25 protein-coding genes and 3 tRNA genes are annotated in these 22,700 nt (G+C 71.4%); 19 read left to right on the top strand and 9 right to left on the bottom strand.

Translation table 11 applies throughout. The features are described from left to right. Nucleotides 1–22: 22 nt before the first annotated feature. The 15 genes from SSMG_RS21670 (at nucleotide 23) to SSMG_RS21605 (ending at nucleotide 13,284) form a co-directional block, all read left to right on the top strand. The gene (locus SSMG_RS21670; RefSeq protein WP_009079458.1) at nucleotides 23–307 is read left to right on the top strand and encodes an isoamylase early set domain-containing protein; all 285 of its coding nucleotides are present in this window, start codon (nucleotides 23–25) and stop codon (nucleotides 305–307) included. A gap of 177 nt (nucleotides 308–484) precedes the next feature. Next, nucleotides 485–613, top strand: a complete 129-nt coding sequence (locus SSMG_RS47075; RefSeq protein ID WP_255409763.1) for a hypothetical protein — start codon at nucleotides 485–487, stop codon at nucleotides 611–613. A 100-nt stretch (nucleotides 614–713) separates the two neighbouring features. Then, entirely contained in the window at nucleotides 714–1,328 is a 615-nt protein-coding gene (locus SSMG_RS21665) for a TetR/AcrR family transcriptional regulator (protein ID WP_009079457.1), read from the top strand. 1 nt (nucleotide 1,329) lies between these two features. Then, the gene (locus tag SSMG_RS21660) at nucleotides 1,330–1,992 is read left to right on the top strand and encodes an enoyl-CoA hydratase/isomerase family protein (protein ID WP_009079456.1); all 663 of its coding nucleotides are present in this window, start codon (nucleotides 1,330–1,332) and stop codon (nucleotides 1,990–1,992) included. 125 nt (nucleotides 1,993–2,117) lie between these two features. Then, nucleotides 2,118–2,585: a CrcB family protein gene (locus SSMG_RS21655; protein ID WP_009079455.1), complete on the top strand. Its 468-nt coding sequence runs from the start codon at nucleotides 2,118–2,120 to the stop codon at nucleotides 2,583–2,585. Beyond that, nucleotides 2,585–2,953, top strand: a complete 369-nt coding sequence (crcB, locus tag SSMG_RS21650) for a fluoride efflux transporter CrcB (RefSeq protein WP_037714427.1) — start codon at nucleotides 2,585–2,587, stop codon at nucleotides 2,951–2,953. Before SSMG_RS21655 ends, crcB begins: the two co-directional genes overlap by 1 nt. A gap of 113 nt (nucleotides 2,954–3,066) precedes the next feature. Further along, nucleotides 3,067–4,392, top strand: a complete 1,326-nt coding sequence (locus SSMG_RS21645; RefSeq protein ID WP_009079452.1) for a cytosine permease — start codon at nucleotides 3,067–3,069, stop codon at nucleotides 4,390–4,392. 27 nt (nucleotides 4,393–4,419) lie between these two features. After that, the gene (locus SSMG_RS21640) at nucleotides 4,420–5,970 is read left to right on the top strand and encodes a hydantoinase/oxoprolinase N-terminal domain-containing protein (RefSeq protein WP_009079451.1); all 1,551 of its coding nucleotides are present in this window, start codon (nucleotides 4,420–4,422) and stop codon (nucleotides 5,968–5,970) included. 3 nt (nucleotides 5,971–5,973) lie between these two features. Further along, entirely contained in the window at nucleotides 5,974–7,056 is a 1,083-nt protein-coding gene (locus tag SSMG_RS21635) for a DUF917 domain-containing protein (RefSeq protein WP_009079449.1), read from the top strand. Further along, entirely contained in the window at nucleotides 7,053–8,147 is a 1,095-nt protein-coding gene (locus SSMG_RS47070) for a DUF917 domain-containing protein (protein ID WP_009079447.1), read from the top strand. The genes SSMG_RS21635 and SSMG_RS47070 overlap by 4 nt, the downstream gene beginning before the upstream one ends. Then, nucleotides 8,144–8,863 carry an SDR family oxidoreductase gene (locus tag SSMG_RS47065; RefSeq protein WP_009079445.1) on the top strand — a complete coding sequence of 240 codons (720 nt, stop codon included), beginning with the start codon at nucleotides 8,144–8,146 and terminating at the stop codon, nucleotides 8,861–8,863. The genes SSMG_RS47070 and SSMG_RS47065 overlap by 4 nt, the downstream gene beginning before the upstream one ends. A 14-nt stretch (nucleotides 8,864–8,877) precedes the next feature. After that, entirely contained in the window at nucleotides 8,878–9,948 is a 1,071-nt protein-coding gene (locus SSMG_RS21620) for a DUF917 domain-containing protein (RefSeq protein WP_037714424.1), read from the top strand. After that, on the top strand, nucleotides 9,945–11,441 hold the full coding sequence (locus tag SSMG_RS21615; RefSeq protein ID WP_037714421.1) for a PucR family transcriptional regulator: 1,497 nt from the start codon (nucleotides 9,945–9,947) through the stop codon (nucleotides 11,439–11,441). Before SSMG_RS21620 ends, SSMG_RS21615 begins: the two co-directional genes overlap by 4 nt. A gap of 58 nt (nucleotides 11,442–11,499) precedes the next feature. After that, nucleotides 11,500–12,357, top strand: a complete 858-nt coding sequence (locus SSMG_RS21610; RefSeq protein WP_009079440.1) for a helix-turn-helix transcriptional regulator — start codon at nucleotides 11,500–11,502, stop codon at nucleotides 12,355–12,357. Between the two features lie 75 nt (nucleotides 12,358–12,432). Beyond that, on the top strand, nucleotides 12,433–13,284 hold the full coding sequence (locus tag SSMG_RS21605; protein ID WP_009079438.1) for an oxidoreductase: 852 nt from the start codon (nucleotides 12,433–12,435) through the stop codon (nucleotides 13,282–13,284). 45 nt (nucleotides 13,285–13,329) lie between these two features. On the opposite strand, the gene SSMG_RS21600 is transcribed toward SSMG_RS21605, so the two are convergent. Beyond that, on the bottom strand, nucleotides 13,330–14,559 hold the full coding sequence (locus SSMG_RS21600; RefSeq protein WP_009079436.1) for an alpha/beta fold hydrolase: 1,230 nt from the start codon (nucleotides 14,557–14,559) through the stop codon (nucleotides 13,330–13,332). Nucleotides 14,560–15,226: 667 nt separating this feature from the next. Then, on the bottom strand, nucleotides 15,227–15,520 hold the full coding sequence (locus SSMG_RS21595; RefSeq protein ID WP_009079434.1) for a hypothetical protein: 294 nt from the start codon (nucleotides 15,518–15,520) through the stop codon (nucleotides 15,227–15,229). Between the two features lie 122 nt (nucleotides 15,521–15,642). On the opposite strand from SSMG_RS21595, the gene SSMG_RS21590 reads away from it, so the two are divergent. Further along, a complete protein-coding gene (locus SSMG_RS21590; RefSeq protein WP_009079431.1) occupies nucleotides 15,643–15,831 on the top strand; it encodes a hypothetical protein in 189 nt (62 codons plus the stop codon). A gap of 583 nt (nucleotides 15,832–16,414) precedes the next feature. Here the strand turns inward: SSMG_RS21590 and SSMG_RS21585 are convergent. Next, nucleotides 16,415–17,032 carry an RraA family protein gene (locus SSMG_RS21585; protein WP_037714419.1) on the bottom strand — a complete coding sequence of 206 codons (618 nt, stop codon included), beginning with the start codon at nucleotides 17,030–17,032 and terminating at the stop codon, nucleotides 16,415–16,417. A 67-nt stretch (nucleotides 17,033–17,099) separates the two neighbouring features. Between SSMG_RS21585 and SSMG_RS21580 the strand changes: the two genes are divergently transcribed. After that, the gene (locus SSMG_RS21580; RefSeq protein ID WP_037717675.1) at nucleotides 17,100–17,600 is read left to right on the top strand and encodes a methylated-DNA--[protein]-cysteine S-methyltransferase; all 501 of its coding nucleotides are present in this window, start codon (nucleotides 17,100–17,102) and stop codon (nucleotides 17,598–17,600) included. Nucleotides 17,601–17,605: 5 nt separating this feature from the next. Here SSMG_RS21580 and SSMG_RS21575 read toward each other — a convergent pair whose 3' ends face one another. Continuing rightward, on the bottom strand, nucleotides 17,606–18,400 hold the full coding sequence (locus SSMG_RS21575; protein WP_009079423.1) for a siderophore-interacting protein: 795 nt from the start codon (nucleotides 18,398–18,400) through the stop codon (nucleotides 17,606–17,608). Nucleotides 18,401–19,006: 606 nt separating this feature from the next. On the opposite strand from SSMG_RS21575, the gene SSMG_RS21570 reads away from it, so the two are divergent. Both SSMG_RS21570 and fgd read left to right on the top strand, forming a co-directional pair. Then, nucleotides 19,007–19,756, top strand: coding sequence for a hypothetical protein (locus tag SSMG_RS21570; protein ID WP_009079421.1), 750 nt, complete (start codon nucleotides 19,007–19,009; stop codon nucleotides 19,754–19,756). A 312-nt stretch (nucleotides 19,757–20,068) separates the two neighbouring features. Beyond that, nucleotides 20,069–21,073: a glucose-6-phosphate dehydrogenase (coenzyme-F420) gene (gene fgd / locus SSMG_RS21565; protein WP_009079419.1), complete on the top strand. Its 1,005-nt coding sequence runs from the start codon at nucleotides 20,069–20,071 to the stop codon at nucleotides 21,071–21,073. Nucleotides 21,074–21,392: 319 nt separating this feature from the next. Here fgd and SSMG_RS47700 read toward each other — a convergent pair whose 3' ends face one another. The 5 genes from SSMG_RS47700 to SSMG_RS21545 all read right to left on the bottom strand — a co-directional run bounded on the left by SSMG_RS47700 (nucleotide 21,393) and on the right by SSMG_RS21545 (nucleotide 22,440). Beyond that, entirely contained in the window at nucleotides 21,393–21,563 is a 171-nt protein-coding gene (locus SSMG_RS47700; protein ID WP_199786433.1) for a hypothetical protein, read from the bottom strand. Between the two features lie 84 nt (nucleotides 21,564–21,647). After that, a tRNA-Val gene (locus SSMG_RS21560) sits at nucleotides 21,648–21,722 on the bottom strand. Between the two features lies 1 nt (nucleotide 21,723). Then, nucleotides 21,724–21,794: transfer RNA gene (locus SSMG_RS21555), tRNA-Cys, on the bottom strand. A 21-nt stretch (nucleotides 21,795–21,815) separates the two neighbouring features. Continuing rightward, nucleotides 21,816–21,888: transfer RNA gene (locus SSMG_RS21550), tRNA-Gly, on the bottom strand. Between the two features lie 126 nt (nucleotides 21,889–22,014). Further along, nucleotides 22,015–22,440 (bottom strand): SsgA family sporulation/cell division regulator, encoded by a 426-nt coding sequence (locus tag SSMG_RS21545; protein ID WP_005159130.1) that lies wholly within the window; start codon nucleotides 22,438–22,440, stop codon nucleotides 22,015–22,017. Between the last annotated feature and the right edge of the window lie 260 nt (nucleotides 22,441–22,700).

Here is a 22,700-nt window from a genome sequence, read left to right as displayed (position 1 = left end):
CGGAACGGGAAAGGGAAACGCCGTGATCAAGACCAGCCGGAGCAACGGCTCCGGGGCCCGGCGGGTGACGTTCGTCCTGCCGCTCGACACCCCGCCCGGCCCGGTGAGCGTGGTCGGCGACTTCAACGACTGGCAGCCCGGACGCCACGAACTCCGCAAACGCTCGAACGGCACGCGCTCGGCCGCGGTGGAGGTCCCGCCGGGCGCCCGGCTCCGCTTCCGCTACCTGGCCGAAGGCGGCCGCTGGCTGGACGACCCGGACGCGACGGCCCGCGACGGGCACGACTGTCTTTACATCGCGGACTGACCCAGCCCTGGCGAGGCGCGTGCGGTCGCGGCGAAATGCGGCTCGGTTTCGCGGGCGGGGCGGGAATCGCGCCCTGTCCGGCGAACGGGCGAGGGGCCGAGAATCGCCCTGGGGCTTCCCACGGTCCGGGCGACAGGCGCACGACGCGCCTCGTCGGTCACCGATCCGGGCGCACGCGTGGAGGTTTTCTCGCTGCCGGACAACGCTTCCGGCAGTGAATGCCCGTCCGGAACGACGCTGCGCACCGGCGAGTGGCTGCGCCGCGGGCAGCAGGCGAACGGCGCGGCGGCTCGTGGGCGGTCGTGAGTGCTGATGCCGGTTCTAACCGGCATCAGCACTCACGAGACCTGAGTCGCACATCACCCCGCCCTGGTTTTGGAGCACGTGCTCCATTACCCTCGCATCCATGCCCCGCCCCCGGATCCACGACCCCGAGCTGATCCTCGACGTCGCCGAGCGCCTCATCGCCGCCATCGGCCCCGAAGCGCTCACCGTCCGGCGGCTCGCGCAGGAAGCGGGCGTCCCGAACAGCACGATCTACCACTCCTTCACCAACCTCCCCGCCCTGATCGGCCGGACCTGGCTCCGCGCCGCCACCTTCTTCCTCGACGAACAAGAGCGGCTGGTCGACGCAGCCGCCGACCCGGTCGAAGCGGTGGTCGCGGCAGCCGGCACCCCCGCCGTGATCGCCGACGTCCGTCCGGACGCCGCGCGGATGATGATCGCCATTCCGGCAAAACGCGTGCTGGGGCCGCACTTGCCCGAAGATGTCGCGGAAGCCTTGCACGCCTTGGACAAACGCCTCGTCCGCCTCCTCGTCCGGCTGGCCAGGCAGCTCTGGAACCGCGGCGACGGAACAGCCGTCGAGGTCATCACCGCCTGCGTCGTCGACCTGCCGACCGCCCTGCTCCGCCGCGAACTCGCCACCGGACCCGCCAGCGGGGAAAGCCGGGAACGGCTGGCCGCGGCGGTCCGCGCCATCCTCGCCCTCGACCCACCGCGAATGTCCAGAAAGGACTGAAATGCCCACTCTTACCACCGCCGGTCCGGTCCACGTGCTCGACTTCGGCTCCGACGAAAACCGGTTCGCCCCCACGTGGCTGGAGGAAGTCCACGCCCATCTCGACACCGTGACCGCGGGCAAGGAGCCGTCCGCGCTCGTCACGATCGGCAGCGGCAAGTACTACTCCAACGGCCTCGACCTCGACTGGCTCACCAGCCATCCCGACGAGGCGGGCAAGTACGTCACGAGCATCCACGAACTCCTCGCCCGCGTGCTCGCGCTGCCGGTCCCGACCGTCGCCGCGGTCAACGGACACGCCTTCGGCGGCGGCGCGATGCTCGCCATGGCCCACGATTTCCGCGTGATGCGCGAGGATCGCGGCTACTTCTGCTTCCCCGAAGCCGACCTCAACCTCCCGTTCACCCCGGGCATGGCCGCGCTCGTCCAGGCGAAGCTGACCCCGTCCGCCGCGATCGCGTCGATGACCACCGGCAGCCGTTTCGGCGGTCCGCAAGCGAAAGCGCTCGGGTTGGTCGACGCGACCGCTCCGCTGGAGACCCTGCGGACGGCGGCGACAGAACGAGTCGCCCCGCTGGCGGGCAAGGACCGCGGCACGCTCGGCGCGATCAAGTCCACTATGTTCGGTCCGGCGCTGACCGCGTTGCGGGAGGCGGGGAACTGATCGAGTAAGCTCGGGTACGCGGCGGTGGGGCTCGCCGCTCCGGGAATCTCCCGGACAACCGCGGCCTACGCCGCCAACAGTCCCTACTCGACCGGTGGCCCCTGCCCGTGGAGTAGGAGAAGACTGTGCCCGAAGAACCTCTCGACCCGGATGTCGACCTCCGGGATCCCGCGCAGCAACGCGAACTCGTCCGGCACCACGTGTCGGTGCTCGGCGTGATCGCGCTCGGCGGCGGGCTCGGCGCGCTGGCCCGCTACGGCCTCGCCCAGGCCCTGCCCGCCGCGCCCGGCGGCTTCCCGTGGGCGACCTTCTGGACGAACGTCGCCGGCTGCTTCCTCATCGGCGTGCTGATGGTGCTGGTCACCGAGGCGTGGTCGGCGCACCGGCTCGTGCGGCCGTTCCTCGGCGTCGGCATCCTCGGCGGGTTCACCACGTTCTCCACGTACGCGGTCGAAGCGCGCAACCTGCTCCGGCCGGACACCGTGCCGCTCGCCTTCGGCTACCTCGGCGGGACGCTCGTCGCCGCGCTGCTGGCCGTCCTGCTGGGACACGCGATCACCCGCAAGCTGGTCCCGGTGGAGGTGGCTGCCTGATGACCGCCCTCCTCGTCTTCCTCGGCGCCGCGGTCGGAGCGCCGATGCGGTACCTGACCGACCGGGCCGTCCAGTCCCGGCACCAGAGCCTGTTCCCGTGGGGCACGTTCACCGTCAACCTGGTCGGCTGTGTCCTGCTCGGTGGGCTCGCCGGCGCCGGGACCGCGCTGCCCGCGGCCGTCTACTCGCTGCTCGGCACCGGATTCTGCGGCGCGCTGACGACCTACAGCACGTTCAGCTACGAAACCGTCCGGCTGGTCGAGCGCCGGGCGTACTTCCCCGCGGCGGCGAACGTGGTCGTCAGCGTCGCGGCGGGCGTCGGCGCGGCAGCGTTCGCCTACGAGGCTGTCCACGCCTTGATCAGCTGAGAGTGCGACATGCACTGCCGCATGATCCCGGTTGTGCGGATTGCACGGTGACCCCGCCGGAGCCGCTGCTTACGGTGCTGGGAACCCGTTCCCCTCCCGGATAGGAGGTCGCCATGGCCTCGGCTGTCGGTGTCGACGATTACGCGCTGACCAGGGTGCCCGATTCCGCCCGTTACTCCTGGTGGTCGGTCGCTGTGCAGCGGTTCGGCCAGGTTTCCGCGCTGTCGCAGTTCCTGCTCGGCGCCACGATCGGCTTCGGGATGACCTTCTGGAACGCCGTGCTGGCGTTCACGCTCGGCTCGGTCATCCTCGAACTGATCACCGTCCTCGTCGGCGTGATCGGGGTCCGCGAGGGCCTCACCACGTCGATGATCGCGCGCTGGACCGGCTTCGGCCGCGGCGGTTCCGCGCTCATCGGGCTGGCCATCGGGATCAGCCTGATCGGCTGGTTCGGCATCCAGTCCGCGGTGTCCGCGCAAGGCCTCGCCGCGCTGGTCGGCGGCCTGCCGGAATGGGGCTGGGCGCTCGTGTTCGGCCTGGTGGTGACCGCGATCGTGGTCCGCGGCTTCCATTCGATGGCGTGGACGGCGTACCTGATGGTGCCCGCGTTCCTGATCCTGGTCGGCTGGTCGGTGGTCTCCGAACTGACCCGGCACGACCTCGGCGCGCTCGTCGCGTCGGCGCCGCCGGGTCCGCCGCTGTCCCTGCTGCAGGGCACGACGCTGGTCGCGGGCGGGTTCATCGTCGGCGCGGTGATCACGCCGGACATGACCCGGTTCAACCGCACCACCGGCGACGTCGTCAAGCAGACGCTCGTCGGCGTCACGCTCGGCGAGTACGTGATCGGCCTGGCCGGCGTGCTGCTCGCGCACGCGGTCGGCACGGCGCAGATCACCACGATCGTCACGTCGTCGGTCGGCTGGGTCGGGCTGCTGATCGTCATCGCGGGCACGATGAAGATCAACGACTGGAACCTGTACTCGTCCGGGCTCGGCGTCGTGAACTTCATCGGCACCGTCTCCGGGAAACGGGCGCACCGCGGCCTGGTCACCGCCGTGCTCGGCGTGGTGGGCAGCGTGCTCGCCGCGGCCGGGATCCTCTCGAAGTTCACCGATTTCCTGACCGTGCTCGGGGTCGCGTTCCCGCCCATCGCCGGGATCATGGTGGCCGAGTACTTCGTGGTGAAGCAGTGGCGCGGCGACCTGGAGGAGGCGCGGGCGCGGGGCGCGGTGCCCACCGCCGCGCCGGTGTGGGTGCCCGCGACGATCGTCGTCTGGATCGCCGCCGCGTTGTTCGGCGAGTTCGTGGACTGGGGCCTGCCCAGCATCAACTCGCTCGTCGTCGCTTTCGTTCTGTACGTGGCCGCCGGGAAGCTCGGCCTGGTCCGCGGGTTCGGCAAGAGCGCCACCGCGGACGCCGAACCGGCCCCGGCCGCCTGATTCCCTTACCTGGAAGGAGATTTCTTCGTGCGCATCGGCATCGACGTCGGCGGAACCAACACCGACGCGGTCCTGCTGGACGGCCGCGAGGTGCTCGCCTCGATCAAGACCAGCACCACCGAGGACGTCACCTCGGGCATCGTCGCCGCGATCGCCGGACTGCAGCGGCAAAGGGCGTTCGACCCGGCCGCGGTGCGGGCGGTGATGATCGGCACCACGCACTTCATCAACGCGCTCGTCGAGGCGCACCGGCTGGCCCCGACCGCGGCGGTGCGGCTCAGCCTGCCCGCCGGCGCGTCGCTGCCGCCGATGGTGGACTGGCCGCAGCGGCTGGTCGACGCGGTGTCCGGGCGCAGCTACCTGGTGCACGGCGGCCACGAGTTCGACGGACGGCACATCGCCGAACTGGACGAGAGCGAACTGCGCAAGGCCGCCGACGACATGGGCTCCGCCGGGGTCCGCAGCGTCGCCATCACGTCGGTGTTCTCGCCGGTGAACGCGGAGTTCGAGGCGCGGGCGGCGGAGATCATCGCGTCGCAGCTGCCGGACGTCGCGATCTCGCTGTCCCACGAAATCGGCCGGATCGGCTTGCTGGAGCGGGAAAACGCGACCGTCATCAACGCCGCGCTGCGCGAGCTGGCGGCGCACATCGTGGACGGGCTGGCCGCGTCGGTCACCGGTGCGGGCATCACCGCTCCGCTCTACCTGAGCCAGAACGACGGCACGCTGATGGACGTCGACTTCGCCCGCCGCTACCCGGTCGCGACCTTCGCGTCCGGCCCGACGAACTCGATGCGCGGCGCGGCAGTGCTGTCCGGTTTGGACACTTGCGCGGTGGTCGACGTCGGCGGCACCACCAGTGACGTCGGCGTGCTGCGGCAGGGTTTCCCGCGCGAGGCGACCACCGATGTGAGCGTGGCCGGGATCCGCACGAACTTCCGCATGCCGGACGTCCTTTCGATCGGCATCGGCGGCGGCAGCCGGGTCCGCGGCGACGCGGCCGGCGTGACCGTCGGACCGGATTCCGTCGGCTACGAGCTGACCTCGAAGGCGCTCGTGTTCGGCGGAGACACCTTGACCGCCACGGACATCGCGGTCGCCGCCGGACGCGCCGAGATCGGCGACCCGGCGCTGGTCGCGCACCTCGACCGGGACTTCGTGAAGGCGGCGCTGGACCGGATCGCGGCGGACGTTTCCGACGTCGTGGACCGGATGCGCACGTCGTCCGAGCCGCTTCCGGTGGTCGCGGTCGGCGGCGGTTCGGTGCTGCTGCCGGACGAGCTGGCCGGGTCCGGCGAGGTCCGCCGGCCGGACCACTACGCGGTCGCCAACGCGATCGGCGCGGCGATCGCGCAGATCGGCGGCGAGGTCGACCGGGTGTACGTGATCGAGCCCGGCCGGCGCGAGGCGGTGGTGGACGAGGCGAAGCAGGAGGCGGTCGACCGCGCGGTCGCCGCCGGGGCGAGCCCGGCGTCCGTCGGCATCGTCGACTTCGACGAGGTGCCGATCCCGTACCTGCCCGGCAACGCCACCCGGATCCGGGTCAAGGCGGTCGGCGACCTGCAGCTGGGGGCGTGAACGATGGCTGAGATCAAGTCCGAGATCACCGAGAAGGACCTGGACGACATCGCGCGCGGCGCGGCGATCCTCGGCACCGGCGGCGGGGGAGACCCGTACATCGGCCGGTTGCTGGCGCATTCCGCGGTCCGCGAGCACGGTTCGGTGCCGCTGGTGAAACTGTCCGAACTGGCCGACGACGCCGTGGTGCTGCCGGTCGCGATGATGGGCGCGCCGACGGTGATGGTGGAGAAACTGCCGTCCGCCGAACAGGTCGGGCTCGCCGCCCGGACGCTGGCCACGTACCTGGGCAAGGAACTCACGCACATCGCCTGCGCCGAAGCGGGCGGCGTGAACTCGCTGATCCCGGTCGTCGCGGCGGCGCAGCTGGGCCTGCCGCTGGTGGACGCGGACGGCATGGGCCGCGCGTTCCCGGAACTGCAGATGGTTTTGCCGACCCTGTACGGAATCCGCGCGACCCCGATGTCCATTGCGGACGAGAAGGGCAACCGCGGCGTACTGGACACTGTGGACAATCGCTGGGCGGAGCGGCTGGCCCGGTCGGCGACCATCGACATGGGTTGTTCGGCGATGATCAGCAACTACGCGATGTCCGGCGCGCAGGCCCGGGAATCGATGGTGCCCGGCACGCTGACCCTCTGCGCGGAACTCGGCGCGCTCGTGCGGCGGGCCCGGGACGAGCACGAGAACCCGGTGGACCGCGTCGTGGAGCGGCTGCGCGGCCGGACGCTGTTCAGCGGCAAGGTCGTCGACGTCGCCCGTCGCACCGTCACCGGCTTCGCGCGCGGCGAGGCCCGGCTGTCCGGAATGGACGGGGACATCGGGACGGAAATGCTGCTGCGCTTCCAGAACGAGCATCTGGTGGCCGAAGTGGACGGTGAGGTGCGCGCTTCGGTGCCGGACCTCATCTGTACGCTTGACCGCGAGTCCGGCGAGGCCGTCACCACCGAGGGCCTGCGCTACGGCCAGCGGGTCACCGTGATCGCGGCCCCGGCGGACCCGCGCTGGCACACTCCGGAAGGCATCGCGCTCGCCGGTCCGCGGTACTTCGGCTACGACCTGGACCCGATCGGGGTCGCCGGATGAGCTGGACCCTGACCGAGGACCACCTCGAAGACCTCGCCCGCGGCGCGGCTGTCCTCGGCACCGGTGGCGGCGGCGATCCGTACGTCGGACGGCTGCTGGTGCGCGAGGCGATCCGCGAGCACGGACCGGTCACCGTGCTCGATCCGGACGACCTGGACGACGACGCCCTCGTCATCCCGACCGCGCAGATGGGCGCGCCGACCGTCGTGCACGAGAAGCTCCCGAACGGCGCCGAGCCCGAACTCGCCTTGCGGGCGCTGGAAAAGCACCTCGGCGCGAAGGCCGACGCGACGATGCCGATCGAATGCGGCGGGATCAACTCGATGATCCCGCTGGTCGTCGGCGCGCGGCTCGGGCTGCCGGTGGTCGACGCCGACGGCATGGGCCGGGCGTTCCCGGAACTGCAGATGGAGACGTTCGGCGTGTACGGAGTCCCCGGTTCGCCGATGGGCATCGCCGGGGAGCGCGGCGAGACCGCGGTGATCGACACCGGGGCCGACAACCGGCGGATGGAATGGCTGGCGCGCGGGGTCACCATCCGGCTCGGCGGCGTCGCGCACATCGCCGAGTACTCGATGAGCGGCGCGGACGTGAAGCGCACGGCCGTGCCTCGGACGCTCTCGCTCGCGCTGAGCGCCGGCCGGGCGATCCGCCTTGCCCGCGAAGGGAATGCCGATCCGGTGGCGGCGTTGGCGACGGCGCTCGGCGACACGTTGTACTCGCATCTGCGGGTGTTGTTCCGCGGCAAAGTGTCCGATGTGGAACGCCGGACCGAAGAAGGGTTCGCCCGCGGACGCGCCGCGGCGGTGTCTTTCGACGGCGAGCACAAGCTGGAAATCCTGTTCCAGAACGAAAACCTGGTCGCACTGGTCGACAGCGAGGTCCGCTGCCTGGTCCCGGACCTGATCTGCGTGCTGGAGGCGGAGTCCGCCGAACCGATCACCACCGAAACGCTGCGCTTCGGCCAGCGGGTCACGGTGGTCGGGATCTCGACGCCGCCGCTCATGCGCACCCCGGAAGCGCTGGCCACGTTCGGCCCGGCGGCGTTCGGGCTGGCGCACGATTTCGTCCCCGTGGAGGTGGTTTCGTGAGTCCGCTCGACGGCCGGGTCGTCGTGATCCTCGGCGGCGGGTCCGGGATCGGGCTGGAGGTCGCCCGGCGCGCGACGGCGGCGGGCGCGCTCGTCCACTTGGGCGGCCGGTCCGGCGACAAACTGCGCGCGGCGGCGGCGGAACTGGGCCCGACCGCGACCTGGCAGGCCGTGGACACCACCGACCAGGCGTCGCTGGCCGAGTTCTTCGGCGCGCTGGAGCGGGTCGACCACCTGTTCACGCCCGCCGCGTCCTACACCGTCGGCCCGATGCGGGACCTCAGCGACGAGGAGGCGGAAAGCCCGTTCGTCACGAAGTTCTGGGGCCAGTACCACGCGGTGAAGCACGCCGCGCCGAAGCTGGCGGACGACGCGTCGGTGGTGCTGATGTCGGGTGTGGCGAGCGTGCGCCCGCCCGCCGCGGCCCCGGCGTACATCGCGTGCAACGCGGCGATCGAGGGGCTCGGCCGCGGGCTCGCGGTGGAACTGGCCCCGGTCCGGGTGAACGTCGTGTCGCCGGGCACGATCGACGGGAACCTGTGGGCCGGGCGTCCGGCAGCCGCGCGGGAGGCGAGTTTCGCGCAGTACCGCGCGGACACGCTGCTGCACCGCGTCGGCCGGGAGTCCGAAGTGGCCGATGCCGTGCTGTACCTGTTCACCAGCACCTACACCACCGGCTCGACGCTGTATCCGGACGGCGGGTACAGCTTCCGCTGATACGCTGACCAGCCATGCGCATCACCGCCGCGGACGTGCCGGCACTCGAACGCGGCGTCGCGCTGCTCGGGTCCGGCGGGGGCGGGGACACCGTCACCGCGGCGGTGCTGCTGCGGCGGCTGACCGAATCCGGGCGCGAACCCGTCGTGCACCCGGTCGCGGACCTGCCGCCGGACACCCTGGTGGTTCCGGTCGGCATCGTCGGCGCGACGGCCGCCTTCGCCGAAAAGCTGCCCAGCGGCGACGAGTTCGCTTCCGCGATCAAGGCGATCGAACGCTGGACCGGCGAGCGCGCGCAGGCCTTGATGACCATCGAGATCGGCGGGCTCAACGGCCTGCTCCCGCTGGTCGTCGCCCAGGAACTGGGGCTGCCGTGCGTGGACGCGGACCTGTCCGGACGCGGCCTGCCGCGGCTCGACCAGCTCTCGGTCGCCGCGACCGGCCGCGGCGTCGCTCCGGCCGCGATGGCCGAACCCGGCGGCCGCGTGGTGGTGCTCGCCGCCGCGGCGGCCGCGGTCGTCGAAAGCGGGATCCGCGCGTTCCTGGCCAGCTCCGGCGGCTGGGCGGCGATCGCGCTGGCCCCGATCCCGGCCGGCGAACTGGCCGAGCACACCGTGCTCGGCACGACGAGCGAGGCGCTCGCCCTCGGCGCCCGCGTGCTCGCCGCGGGGGAGAGCCCCGACCTCGCGGCCTTGGAAACCGCCCTCGACGGCCGGGTCCTCGCGCGCGGCCGCGTGCTGGAGGTGTCGCGGCACATCGGCCCCGGACAACACGGCCACCCCGGCTTCGGCCGCGGTTCGGCGACGTTGACCGACCACCGCGACGGCGCGTTGCTGCGGCTGGAAATGGAGAACGAGTACCTGCTCGCGTTGCGGGACGGGCTGCCGGTGGCGTCCACTCCGGACGTGCTGTCGGTGCTCGACCGCCGCACCGGCGTCCCGCTGCAGTGCGACGCGATCCGCGCCGGGGTGGAGGTGGACGTCGTGTGCCTTGCCGCTTCGCCGTTCTGGACCGACCCGAGACGTCGTCCGCTGCTGGAACCGCGCGCGTACGGAATCGACTGCGATCCGGTGGCAGTCCCGTGATTCTCCGTCAGCTGCTCGCTCTGCCGTCGTGGGCCGATCCGGTCCGGGTGTGTTCCGGCGAGTCTGGTTTGGACCGTCCACTCAGTACAGTCAAGGCCGCGCTGGACGCTTCCGGTACGCCCGCTCCCGGCGAGCTGGTGGTGGTCCTGCGTCCGCTCGGTTCCGACTGGCAGATCGACGCCCTCCTGCGCCGCTGCGCCGACGCCCAGGCCGCTGGAGTCCTGCTCCCCGGCCCCGAACCGCTTGCCGCGTCCCGGCTTCTGGCCGAACGGCTGTCGGTGCCGCTGCTGGTCACCTCCGCCGATCCGCTCGACCTGCTCGTGGACGCCCGCCTCGCGCTGGCGGCCCCGGACATCGACCGGGCCGACGCGGTGCTCGCCGCGCACCGGGCGCTGGGGGAGCGGTTGCGTCCGCCCGAGGAAATCGTGACCGTGCTGCGGCGGTTGCTGGACGCTCCGGTCGCCGTCCTCGACGACCGCGGCGAGGTGCTTGCCGGAGAACTCGCCGAGGCCGCCCGCGTACGAGTGCACGAGCCGGTCCCGCAACGCGTCGCCCTCGCCGACGGTGTTCTGCTCGCGCATCCCGCCGTGCTGCCGCAGCCGTCGGTCTGGCTGGCCGCCGAGCTGACCGGCGCGAAGGCCCCGCGCGCGGACGTCGTCGCCGCGACGCTGGCCGTCGCCGCCGGTGCCGTGCAGCGCTGGTTGCTGGCCCACCGCCTGGAACTGGAACGCGACGCCCGTTCTCGCTCCGCGCTGCTGGGCGACCTGTTGCGGCAAGACACCGAACCCGGGGCCGACCTGCGCCGGCGCGCGGCTGACGCGGGCTGGCGACTCGGCGGCTGGCACGTCGGCCTGCGCATCGGCGTGCCCGCGGACGTCGACACGGTTTCCCGCACGCAGGAGGTCGTGCGCGCGCTACGAGCCGAGTCGATCGACGCGGTGACCGTCGAACACGGCGAAGGCTGGACCGGCTGGGTCACCTTCGAACAAGAACCGACCGCGGAACGGGTGCGGGCGTTGTCCGCACGGCTGCGCGCCGTGCACCACAACCTGCGCCGCACCCTCGACGCGCACCTCGGCGTCGGCCGCCCGCACGCCGACGGTCTCACCGCGACAGTCGCCGAAGCCACCGACGCTGCCCGCCTCGCCGCGACCCGCCCGGAGACCGGGCACTTCCTGCACGTGGACCAGCTCGGCATGGCCCAGCTGCTGCTGGAATGGACCCGGACAGACACGTTCGAGCCCGCTGCGCGCGCGTTGCTCGCTCCGTTGGTCTCGGTGCCCGGGGACTTGATCCGCACCCTCGCGGCGTACCTGGACGCGGAGTCTTCGCTGGCCGAAACCGCGACTGTGCTGGGAATCCACCGGAACACCGTGGCCGCGCGGATCAGCCGGATCGAGCAGCTGCTGCACGTCGACCTGTCGCGTCCGGACGAGCGGCTGGCTCTGCATCTCGCCGCTCGCGCGGTGATCCTCGCCCGGTCCGCTGAGTAGTACTGGCAGGGCCAGCTACCGCCTTGGTGATCGACTGCGCGGAAGGCAGACTCGAGGCATGGGCAAGAACGACCTGGGCGATTTCCTGCGGGCCCGCCGCGCCGGGCTGAAGCCGGACGAGATCGGTCTTCCGGCCGGGTCCGAGGCCGGTCGGCGGGTGTCCGGCCTGCGCCGCAGCGAGGTCGCGCAGCTGGCCGGGGTGAGCACCGAGTACTACACCCGGCTGGAACAAGGCCGGGCCCGGCAGCCGTCGGAGCAGGTGCTGCACGCCCTCTGCGACGCGCTGCGGTTCGACGACATCGAGCGGCGGCATCTGTTCGCTCTCGCGGGCGCCTCCGCCGAGCGCCTGGACCGGGCCGAGCCTTCGTCCCGGTTGCGTCCGGCGCTGCGGCAGGTGCTGGACTCGATGGAGCTGGCGTCGGCGTTCGTGAGCGACCAGAACCTCACGGTCGTCGGCGGGAACGCGTTGTGGGCCTTGCTGTTTCCCGACGTGGCCGACCTGCCGCGGCGGGAACGCAGCATGGCGCGCTGGACCCTGCTGGATCCCCGGGCCCGCCTGGTGTGGCGGGACTGGGAACGCGTCGCCCGCGATTACGTGCACGGGTTGCGGCGGGCCGCGGCCGCGCAGCCGCGGAACCAGCACATCGCCAACCTGATCGGCGAGCTGATGATGCGGTCGCCCGAGTTCCCGGCGTGGTGGTCGGAACACCGCGTCCAGGAACGCAGCACCGGCCTGAAACGCCTGCGCCATCCGGTCGCCGGGGATCTGGAACTGCAGTACGAGATCTTCACCTCGGTCGCCGACCCGGGCCAGTCGATGGTCGTCTACAGCGCTCCGGCCGGTTCGCCCTCGCAGGAACGGTTGCGGCTGCTGGCCAGCTGGGGCCGCGAACCCGCGCCCGCCGCCGAGTCCTGACTTTCACCCACCATCCGGCCCCGCCGCATCCGCGGGGTCCATGCCGTCATGCATTTTTTGAAAGGACACTCCGCAGTGAGCAAGAACTTCCTGATCACCGGCGTCAGCACCGGCCTCGGACGCGCCATCGCGCAGCGCGCCCTCGCGGCTGGGCACCGCGTCGCGGGCACCGTGCGCACCGAGAAGCACGCGGCCGAGTTCCGGGCGCTGGACCCGGAACGCGCCCGGGCTTTCGTCCTCGACCTGACCGAGGCGGACCGGATCGAGCCGGCCGTGCGCGCGGCCGAAACGGAACTGGGCCGGATCGACGTGCTCGTGGCCAACGCCGGGTACGGGCTCGAAGGCACCTTCGAAGAGTCGTCGATGGAAGAGCTGCGCCGCCAGTTCGAGGTCAACGTCTTCGGCACGGTCGCGACGATCAAGGCGGTCCTGCCCGCCATGCGCGAACGGCGCGACGGCCAGATTTTCGTCATCACCTCGATGGGCGGGCACACCACCTTCCCCGGGCTGGCGTTCTACGAGGGCAGCAAACACGCGCTGGAAGGCATCACCGACACCCTCGCCCAGGAGGTCGGGCAGTTCGGCGTGCGGGTCACCGCCGTGGCGCCCGGCGCGTTCAAGACCGACTGGGCGGGCCGGTCGCTGGTCCGCGCGCCGCGCAGCATCGCCGACTACGACGCCCTGTTCGACCCGATCCGGACCCGCCGCCAGGCTCTCGCCGGTCAGGGCATCGGCGACCCCGCCCGCGCGGGCGACGCGATCCTCTCCTTGCTGGACGAGGAAAACCCGCCGGTGCACCTGCTGCTCGGCTCGGACGCGCTGCGCCTGGTCACCGCCGGGCGCCAGCGCGTCCAGGACGACTTCGACGCCTGGCAGGACCTGACGCTGTCCACCGACTCCACCGAAGGCGGCGTCACCGTCGCCTGACCGCCGTCTGTGCGGGGAACCCCCGGGGATTCCCCGCACGGCACGTCAGACGCGTCCGCGCACGAGGTCGATCAACCGGCCGAGCACGTGGTCGCCCGAGGCACGCAGGCCGTTGTGCTCGTATTCGTTGGTGATCCACGGCTTGAGCGTCGGGATCAGCCGCGCGGTTTCCTCGGAAAACACCCGCTCGACGTACATGTCGTTGGCGTAGATCGCGGCCGCCGCCGGGACCGTGCACTCGCGCAGCACGTCGGCGTCGTACAGCCGCGGCCATTCGTGCTCGGCGAGCAGCTCGGCGGTTTCCTTCATCGGCCGGAGGCTGTGGAGATCGTCGAAGAGCCAAGGGAACACGTGCTCGCCGGTGAAGAGCGTGCGGTCGGTGCGGAACTCGTCCGGCAGCACGCGCTCGGCGGACCAGCGGGTGGCGAACCCGTCGGAGTAGGACGACTCGTGGATGACCGAATACAGCGGATTGCGCGCGGTGAACGGCAGCGAGCTGGCGACGTCGTGCGCGAAAGCGGGGGACTTCGGGTCGCGTTCGAGCAGGTAGTGCAGCGCTTCCTCGCCGCCGCCGGTGCCGAGGAGCTGCCCGAGCTGCTGGAACAACCGCGGCGTGAGCGGACTGCCGTCGGGAAGGACGACGGCCCCGTCGTCGAGCAACGGCAGCAGCGCTTCGACGCGGGCGCGATCGCCGGGGTAGCGGAGGTAGTAACGGCGGTTGCGCTCGAGCAGGTTGGCGAACGTCGCGGTGTAAACCTCGTCCGGATGCCGTCCGATCGGCGGCAGCCCGCCGGTGAAGAACGCCTCGGCCAGCCCGTCCGGTGCGGAGGAAAGGTAGTGGAGCGTGCAAAACCCGCCGAACGACTGCCCGAGCACGCTCCACTTCTTGACGCCCAGCTGCTCGCGCACGAACTCCGCGTCGCGCACGATCGCGTCCGCGCGGAAGTGCGTGAGGTACTCGGCCTGCTCGGCCGGGGTGCCCGTCAGCGTGCCGACCGGCGTGGAGCGCCCGGTGCCGCGCTGGTCGAGCATGATGACCCGGTATTCCCGCAACGCCCGCGGCAGCCAACTCGGCGCACCCCGCGACGGCCGCGGCGCCTCGTGCCCGGGACCGCCCTGCAGATACACGAGAAACGGCCGGTCGAGCCCGTCCGGATCGGCGACCTCCCGCGCGAAGACGGTGATCTTCGCGCCTTCCGGACGGGAATGGTCGAGGGGAACGGAGAACTCGTGCTCGGTGAGCACCAGACCGGGAACGCGCACGGTGGTTGCCATACCGGCGATTCAACCAGAACGGGCGTCTAGGAGGCTACGGAAAATCGGCGGGTTGGGTCCATTGTGGACGGTCGTCGCATGCGCCCGGACGGCCTTCGCCGGTCCGCGTCGGGCGGCTTCTTGCGTGCCTAGGACAAGTCTCGGGGGCGGCAATGCAGTTGCTTCGCGCTCGGCCTTGCCGGTGCTGGATGTTTCCGTCGCCGTGCGCGAGGGATCCAGACGAGCCTTTGGCACGGCGATGCTCGCGGCCGCTTTCCGCGCGGGCGTCTCGGCCCGGCTTCGTCCTCCGGACTCCCGGGGTCTCGGCGTGGATGCCCGCTCAGGTTCGCCGGTGGTGGATGTTCCCGTTGTTGTGCGCGAGGCGTGCGGGGCGAGTCCTTGGCGCGGCGATGTTCGCGGCCGTTTCCTGCTTGGCTTCGTGCTCCGGGCTCGCTGGGGTTTCGCGGGGAATGTCCGCGCAGCTTAACCGGTGCTGGATGTTTCCGTCGCCGTGCACGAGGCATGCGGGACGAGTCCTGGGCACGGCGACGTTCGCAGCCGCTTCCCGCTCGGCTTCGTGCCTCCGGACGCGCTGGGGTTTCGCGAGGAGTGCCCGCAGCCTCGCCGATGCCGGATGTGTCCGTCGCCGCACGCGGAGGAAAGCCCGACCGCCCGGCCGGAAACGGTGTTATTCCTTGCCCATCGACCGGCGGATCTCGGCCAGCTTGTCCTTCGCCGCCTCCTTGCGGTCGGCGATCTTCTTGTCCAGCGACTGCAGATCCTCCGGCCCGCCGATCCCGGCGAGTTCCTGAGAACCGACCGAAGTGTGGTAGCGCTTCTCGATCCGGTCCCGCACGAAGTCGAACGACGGGGCGCCGTTGTCGCTGTAGTCGGGTTCGGGGAGGTCGGCGGGCGGCGTGCCGGGGCTCTCCACGATCTCCGCGTCGAGCGGCTCCTGCTCGCCGGGCTTGTCCGCGCTCATCGTCTCGCCTCTTCTCGGTCGTCGGCTCCGCCTTCGACCCTAGCCGACCTCGCGCGGGCCGCGCCGATGTTTCGCCGCCGCCGGTGTGCGGTAGCCCATCAGGGAGAGAAAGGAGCCCGCGAATGCTTCGCCCCCGCTCGACCGCGCCGCCCGCCCCGCCCGAGCCCGTTCCGCCCGGTCCGGTGGAGCCGGACCCGGTGACGCCGGGACCGGACCGTCCGCTGCCCGACCCGGAACCCCTTCCGCCCGAATCCGAACCCGGCCCCGATCTGGCGGCGGCCGGTCCCCTGTGGACGGTCCGGCCGGAATGATCCGCGCGGACGCCGGAGGGAGCGTCGGCCAGGGAGACCTGGTGGCGCTGCACCCCGTGCGACCACGCGCCCAGCCAAGTCCGGAGCCGGTCGGCAGCTGGGTTCTCCCGCGGCATCGCCTGCTCGCGCCGCCGAACTCGTCGCTTGCCCGAGCCCCGAGCACATCTGCCGCTGAGCCCGGAGCGAAATCACCGGCCAGCGGGGAGCTGTCGGCTCAGTCGGGGAACGGTTCGCGCAGCATCCGGAACACCGGGGCTTTGCTGCGGAGTCGGCCAGCTTCTGGAGCTGCGTCCGCTCAGCCCAGGCTTGGGCTGCGAACACCCGGCAACTCCGGAGCTGAGCTGCGGAACCCGCCAGCCTGGGGAGCCGAGTCCGCTCAGCCCGGGCTTGGTCGGCGAAGCACCTGAGAAACCCGGGGGTCAGCTGCGAGCGCGCCAGTTTCCGGAGCTGTGCCCGCTCGACCCCGGGCTTGGTCGGCGAAGCACCCGAGAACCCTGGGGCTCAGCTGCGGAACCCGCCAGCCTCCAGCGCCGCGTCCACTCAGCCCAGCCCAGGTCGGCGAAGCACCCGAGAACCCCGGCGCTCAGCCGCGGAACCCGCCAGCCTCCAGAGCCGCATCCACCTTCGCCCGGTGCGCCTCGGCCCATTCGTCGAGCGTCTGCGCCTCCTCCTTGGCCAGCTTGCCCCGAGCGTCCGCGAGCACCTGCGCCGCGTCGGCCCCCGGCACTACCACCACGCCTTCCTCGTCCGCCACGACGATGTCCCCGGCGTGCACGGTCACCCCGCCGCACCGGGCGGGCTCGCCCAGGGGCGTCACCTTGGCTTTCGTACCGGGAATCGGGATCACGCCGCGCGCGAACACCGGGAAGCGCGCCTCCCGGACCTCCGACAGGTCGCGGATCACGCCGTCCAGGACGAAGCCCGCGATGCCGCGCCGCTGGGCGGTCGCGCAGACGTTGCCGCCGGCCAGGGCGTAGTCGACGTCGCCGGATTCCGCGACGATCACCGCTCCGGCGGGCGCGCGGTGGATGGCCGCGTGCAGCATCAGGTTGTCGCCCGGCGGGCAGCGCACCGGGTACGCGGGCCCGGCGATCCGCGGCACCGGCCCCCACAAGGGGCGCACGCCGTAGTCGAGCACCTGGCCGCGGCCGAGCAGGTCGGCGAGGGTCGTGGTCGGGATGTCGGCGAAACCGTCGTCCATGGACGGCGATGCTCTCACGCGCGGCCCGGCCGGATACCGTTCCGTGGCACCGATCACGGAGGAGAAGATGGCTTTCCGGCACACTGTCGCCGCCTCGCCGGTCGGCGACCTCACCCTCGTCGCCGACGGCGGCGCGCTGGTCGCGGTCTACTTCGACGGCCACAGCCGGACCCCGCGTTTCCCGGACTTCGGCCCCCGCACCGACGACGGTTTCGCCGAGGCCGTCCGGCAGCTCGACGAATACTTCAGCGGCCGGCGCCGGACCTTCGACCTCGAACTGGACCTGCGCGGCTCCGAATTCGAACGCCGCGTGTGGCAGCTGCTGACCCGCATCCCCTACGGCGAGACGCGCACCTACCGCGAACTGGCCGTTGAACTGGGCGAGCCCGGCGCGGCACAGGCGGTCGGGAACGCGAACGGCTGGAATCCGCTGAGCATCGTCGTGCCCTGCCACCGGGTGGTCGGCAGCAGCGGCGGCCTCACCGGATATGCGGGCGGCGTCGCCCGGAAACGGTTCCTGCTGCAGCTGGAGGAACCGCCTGCCGACGACGCCGGACGGCTGTTCTGAAGCGGTTACCCCAACGAGGCGCGGCCGTGCTTCCAGTACCCCTGGAACGCGATCGCCTGCTTCGGCACCCCGCGCTCCCGCGTGAGGAATCGCCGCGCGCCGGTGGCCAGCCCGCTTTCCCCGGCGACCCACGTGTAGCCCGGCGGGTCGGACAGATCGAGCTGGGCGAGAACGTCGAGCGCGAGCCGTCCCGGGAGCCGTTCGTCCTCGCGGACCAGCCATTGGACGTCGGCGCCGAGCGGCGCGTCGACCGCGTGGATGTCGTCCCGCGCCCCGACTTCCAGCAGCACCGTGGCCCGCAGATCCGGCGACGACTCCAGGATGGCCAGCGCCGCCGGAATGGCGCTTTCGTCGGCGAGAAGCAGTTGCTTGCCGCCTTCTGGCGGCAGGTAAGTGAGGCCCTCGTCGAGAATCCCGACCTCGTCGCCTGCCCGTGCGTTCTCCGCGAACCTCGAAGCCGGGCCGCCGTCGCCGTGCACCGCGAACTCGATGTCGACCTCGCCGGGCCGGGTCGCCCGGATCGTGTAGTTCCGCACCCACGGCCGGGACGCGGCGCTCATGAGCAGGTGCTGAGCGAGCCAGCGGCCGCTCGACGCGGTGGGGAGGCGCAGCCCGCGTTGTCCCTCGCGCGGGAAGAACAACCGGCACCATTGATCGAACCCCAGCGGTGCGAAGTCCTCGAGGTCCTCCCCACCGACGGTGAGGGTCACGAAATGCGTGGACGTCCGTTCGGCGCGCAGCACGGACGCCCGGAGCAGCCGCCTGCTGTCGGGCGTGCGGCGCTGGGGGAGGGTCGGCATGGATTCCCGTTTCAATCAGGTAAGGCTTACCTACTGAACGCTAGCTGTTGCTTCGAGGGGAAGGCAAGGACTGAAACGGCCCTGGTTGCGCCTCTGCGTACGCCTTGCCTAGTGCTCGTGCATCCGTTCGGGCCAACGCGCTGCTCGTCGCCTCCTTCCGTTGATCACTCTCCGTGTCACTCATGTGGGTGACGGTTGACTGCTCAATAATCGGGCTCGACGTGACACTCTGTGTATCACCGCGGGGCGGCGAGGGTGCCGGAGTCGAGTTTCTCCGTCTGGCGACTGTGCGAATGAACGTGCATCTTCCCGTGTCAGAGCCGGTTCGCCGCAGTTCGCGGATGCGTCGAGAGGTCTGGACAAGTCGTCGCCCGGGTGGCCGCCGGATGACGAAACAGTGACCGCGAAGAGTAGCGAAAACCGTCACTCGAACCGTTGGGCGACGATGAGGGACCGTTCACCGCGACACTGCCAGTAGAACTGGCTGGTAACGCACCGTCTTCGCCAGGATGAGCGCATCCGGGACCCGCTTCCGTACGACGGCCGGGGTCCGGACAGCCGTCGGAACCGGTCCGCCGGCCGGAAGAGAAAGGGATCGACGACCTCATGACGGTGGTTCCCTGCCTCGCCGACCAGCCGCGCCGAACCGGGCAGCCGCGCCGGACCGGCGAGCCGCCCGAGCCGCAGGAAGGCGCGGTGCTGGTCCGGGAGCCTCAGCCGCCGACCCGCCTCGGCGAACCGGAGCCCGCCGGGGAAACGGCACCGCCTCGGGGCACGGCGGGCCTGGCTTGTCCTGCCGAGACGACGCAGCTGCGCGGCGCGAACGATCAGACAGGCAATACGGCGGAGTCGACGCAGGCGAGCGATGCGGCCGATCCAGGCCCCGCAGTCCCGGCCAAACCCGCTCCGCCTGCGAGCGCCGCAGCGGCGAGCGACCCGGCGGCCGTCGACGCCGCCCCAACCGCCCCGAAGCAGCCAGCCGAACCGGCCCGCCCTGACCCCGAGCGCCCCGCCCGGGTCCGCGTCGTTGTCGACTGGGATCCCTTCTCCCGTCCGCCGCGTCGCGTGGCGACCCGGGACGAGATGGTCGACTCCGCGCGCCGGGTTCTGGACCGCCGCAAGCGGGGGCGTCATCGCAAGCCCGACACCCGCGAGCCGTGGGCCTCCCGGGCGGCGGATTTCGTCGTCGCTTGGGCGTCCGCGATCCGGATGGCGCTGCTCATTCTCGCCGGGACCGCGTTCCTCGCCGCGCTCGTGCTGATGAACAGCCCGGTCGCGGGGGTGGCCGTGACCCTGGCGGCGGGTGCCGCGGCGTGGGCGGCGCGGCCGCGAAGGTCCCCCTCGCACCGCTGTTGAACAAGCCGGCCAGATCGGTTCCGCGGCAAAGGATTCGTCGACTCCGGCCGTCTCGGGGCGGACGGTGCCGACGACCCGCACGGGCTCGTCAGTGGACTGTCCGAACTGGACGCCGCAGCCCTCGATGCGCCTTGCCGTGCTTTCCCGGCCAGGCAAGAGAATTCCGCCTGCGCCCGCTCCCGCGACGACTCAGCCTGACGCACCAGCCCGGCTAGTGATCGACAGCACACCCGCCTGCGCAAGGTCCATCCGAGTACGGTTGACGGTGCCACGGAATCCTGCGTGGTTCAGGCCGGACGGGGAAGGGCGATCGTGGAGCTGAAGGTCGGGTACAAGGCGTCGGCGGAACAGTTCGGGCCTCGCGAGCTGGTGGAGTTCGCGGTGCGGGCCGAGGAGCTGGGGCTGGACTCGGTGTGGGTGTCGGACCACTTCCTGCCGTGGCGGCACGAGGGCGGGCACGCGCCGTGGGCGCTCGCGTGGATGCCGGCGGTGGCGGAGCGGACCAGCCGGGTGTTGATCGGGACCAGCGTGCTGACGCCGACGTTCCGGTACAACCCGGCGGTGATCGCGCAGGCGTTCGCGACGATGGCGCTGCTGTCGAATGACCGCGTGATCCTGGGCGCGGGCACTGGGGAGGCGTTGAACGAGATCGCGGTGTCGGGCCGGGAATGGCCGGAGTTCAAGGAGCGGTTCGCGCGGCTGCGGGAGTCGGTGCGGTTGATGCGCGAGCTGTGGAGCAAGGACAACGTCGATTTCGAGGGCGACTACTACCAGCTGGTCAACGCGAAGATCTACGACCGCCCGGAGCGTCCGGTGCCGGTGTACATCGCCGCGGGCGGGCCGGTCGTGGCGAAGTACGCGGGCCGCGCGGGCGACGGGATGATCTGCACGTCCGGCAAGGGCATGGAGCTCTACACCGAGAAGCTGATGCCCGCGATGGCCGAGGGCGCGGCCGCCGCTGAGCGCGACGCGGCGCAGGTGGACCGGATGATCGAGATCAAGATGTCGTACGACCGCGACCCGGAGAAGGCGCTGGCGAACACGCGGTTCTGGGCGCCGCTGTCGTTGAGTGCGGAGCAGAAGCACACGGTGTCGTCGGCGGAGGAGATGGAGCGGCTGGCCGACGAGCTGCCGATCGAGCAGGTCGCGAAGCGGTGGATCGTGGCGTCGGATCCGGACGAGGCGGTCGCGCAGATCAAGCCGTACCTCGACGCGGGCCTGAACCACCTGGTCTTCCACGGCCCCGGCCACGACCAGGAGCGCTACCTGGGCCAGTTCGCCGAGGACGTGCTGCCGCGGCTGCGCGCGCTTTCCTGAGCCGTTCGCGCGGAACCTCCGTCCGGCTTCGGCCGGGCGGAGGCCGTTGTCCCCGGTGCCGGTCCGTCCACTCCGGACAGTGACGAGAAACCGCAGCATGTCGACGCGGCGGGTGGCCGACGTCGCGGAATGGCTGGCGCGGCAACGGCGATCGTGGCCCGCCTACGGTGCGCGGGCCTCGACCACCTTGTGATTACTGTTGCTTGAAGCGCCTTCTTCGGCTCGCCACCAGGAAGCCCGTGCCTGCGGCGACGAGGGCGCCCCCGAGGATCAGCAGCAGTCGAATCCCGGTCGCCGACGGGGGAGCGGTCACCGGCGCTTAGCCGGTGCTGAGCCGTCCGGTCTCGGGCGGCACGACGTTCGAATCGTGCGCCCGGTCCGGACCGGCGGCCGGGAGCGTGAAGCGCAGATCGGTCGCCGAGAGCCGAACCTCCTGTGCGAGCGTCCCGGCGAGATGGGAGCTGCTGCCCTGCGCGACGACGGGGAGCAAGACCGTCCTCCGCGGCTTCGCAACGACTCCAGGAACGATGGAAGCCCCGCCTCTCCGAAGAGAAGCGGGGCTTCCGGGCGACGCTGGTGCGCGATACTGGGATTGAACCAGTGACCTCTTCCGTGTCAGGGAAGCGCTCTCCCGCTGAGCTAATCGCGCGAGGTGGAGACGGGATTCGAACCCGTGTACACGGCTTTGCAGGCCGTTGCCTCGCCTCTCGGCCACTCCACCGCATGGGGCTTGAGCCCTCCGAGCGGACGACGGGATTCGAACCCGCGACCCTCACCTTGGCAAGGTGATGCGCTACCAGCTGCGCTACGTCCGCACTACCGTGGCTTCGGGATCGCGGGCCGGAAGCCCGCACCCCGTCGCCGTGGTGTGAAGAAACCATATCCGACCCCGGCAACCGTCCCGGCACCGGGGGGTTGTTGACCCTTCCGCGGGGCGGTGATCAGGCCAGATCGTTCGGGATCAGGTGGGTGAGCGCGTCGTCGACGTCGACCCACAGGTGCTCGTTGCCCGGCAGCACGACGTCGTACGTGCGGTCCAGGAAATCGGCCAGCTCCTGCGCGGACGCCTCGAACATGGCGTGCCCGGACGGCGAGTTCAGCTCGATCAGGACCGACTCCGGGTCCTCCACCGAGGGGCGGATGCGGACGTCCCCGTCGCCGGCGTCGGCGAGCAGGCCGTCGGCGAGCAGGTCGCGCGCGTAGACCCATTCGACCCAGCCGGCCCGCCCGGTGCGGAAGGCGGCGACTACGGCATAGGGGTCGCGGGTGTCGTAGCGCAGCTCCACCTTCACCGGAACCGCCGGGGTCCGCGGCGCCAGCAGGTCGAAGACCGCCGTCGAGCGGAGCGTCACGTGATCGTTGCGCATCGTCCTACCCTTCGTCTCCCTTCCCGGCCCGGACGACCGAGGACAACGGTGAGACGCACCAGGAGCCCGGATCCGTCGCGGGTGCGCTCGAGATCACCCGTTCGAGACCGTCTGCCCCGAGGTCCGTCCGGTCCGTCGCCGTCCGTGCCGCGCAGCCTTCAGCGGGCGCCCGGTGGGGAGCCACCAGTACATCTTGCGCGGTTCGGCCGCTGTGCGATAGCACCGTCGCACGGATGTCGCGGACGGCCGCACGCGCCCCC

Origin of the sequence: Streptomyces sp. AA4, from assembly GCF_000158875.1 — a bacterium.
Classification (GTDB): Bacteria; Actinomycetota; Actinomycetes; order Mycobacteriales; family Pseudonocardiaceae; genus Amycolatopsis.
This window is presented reverse-complemented; position numbering and strand designations above follow the sequence as displayed.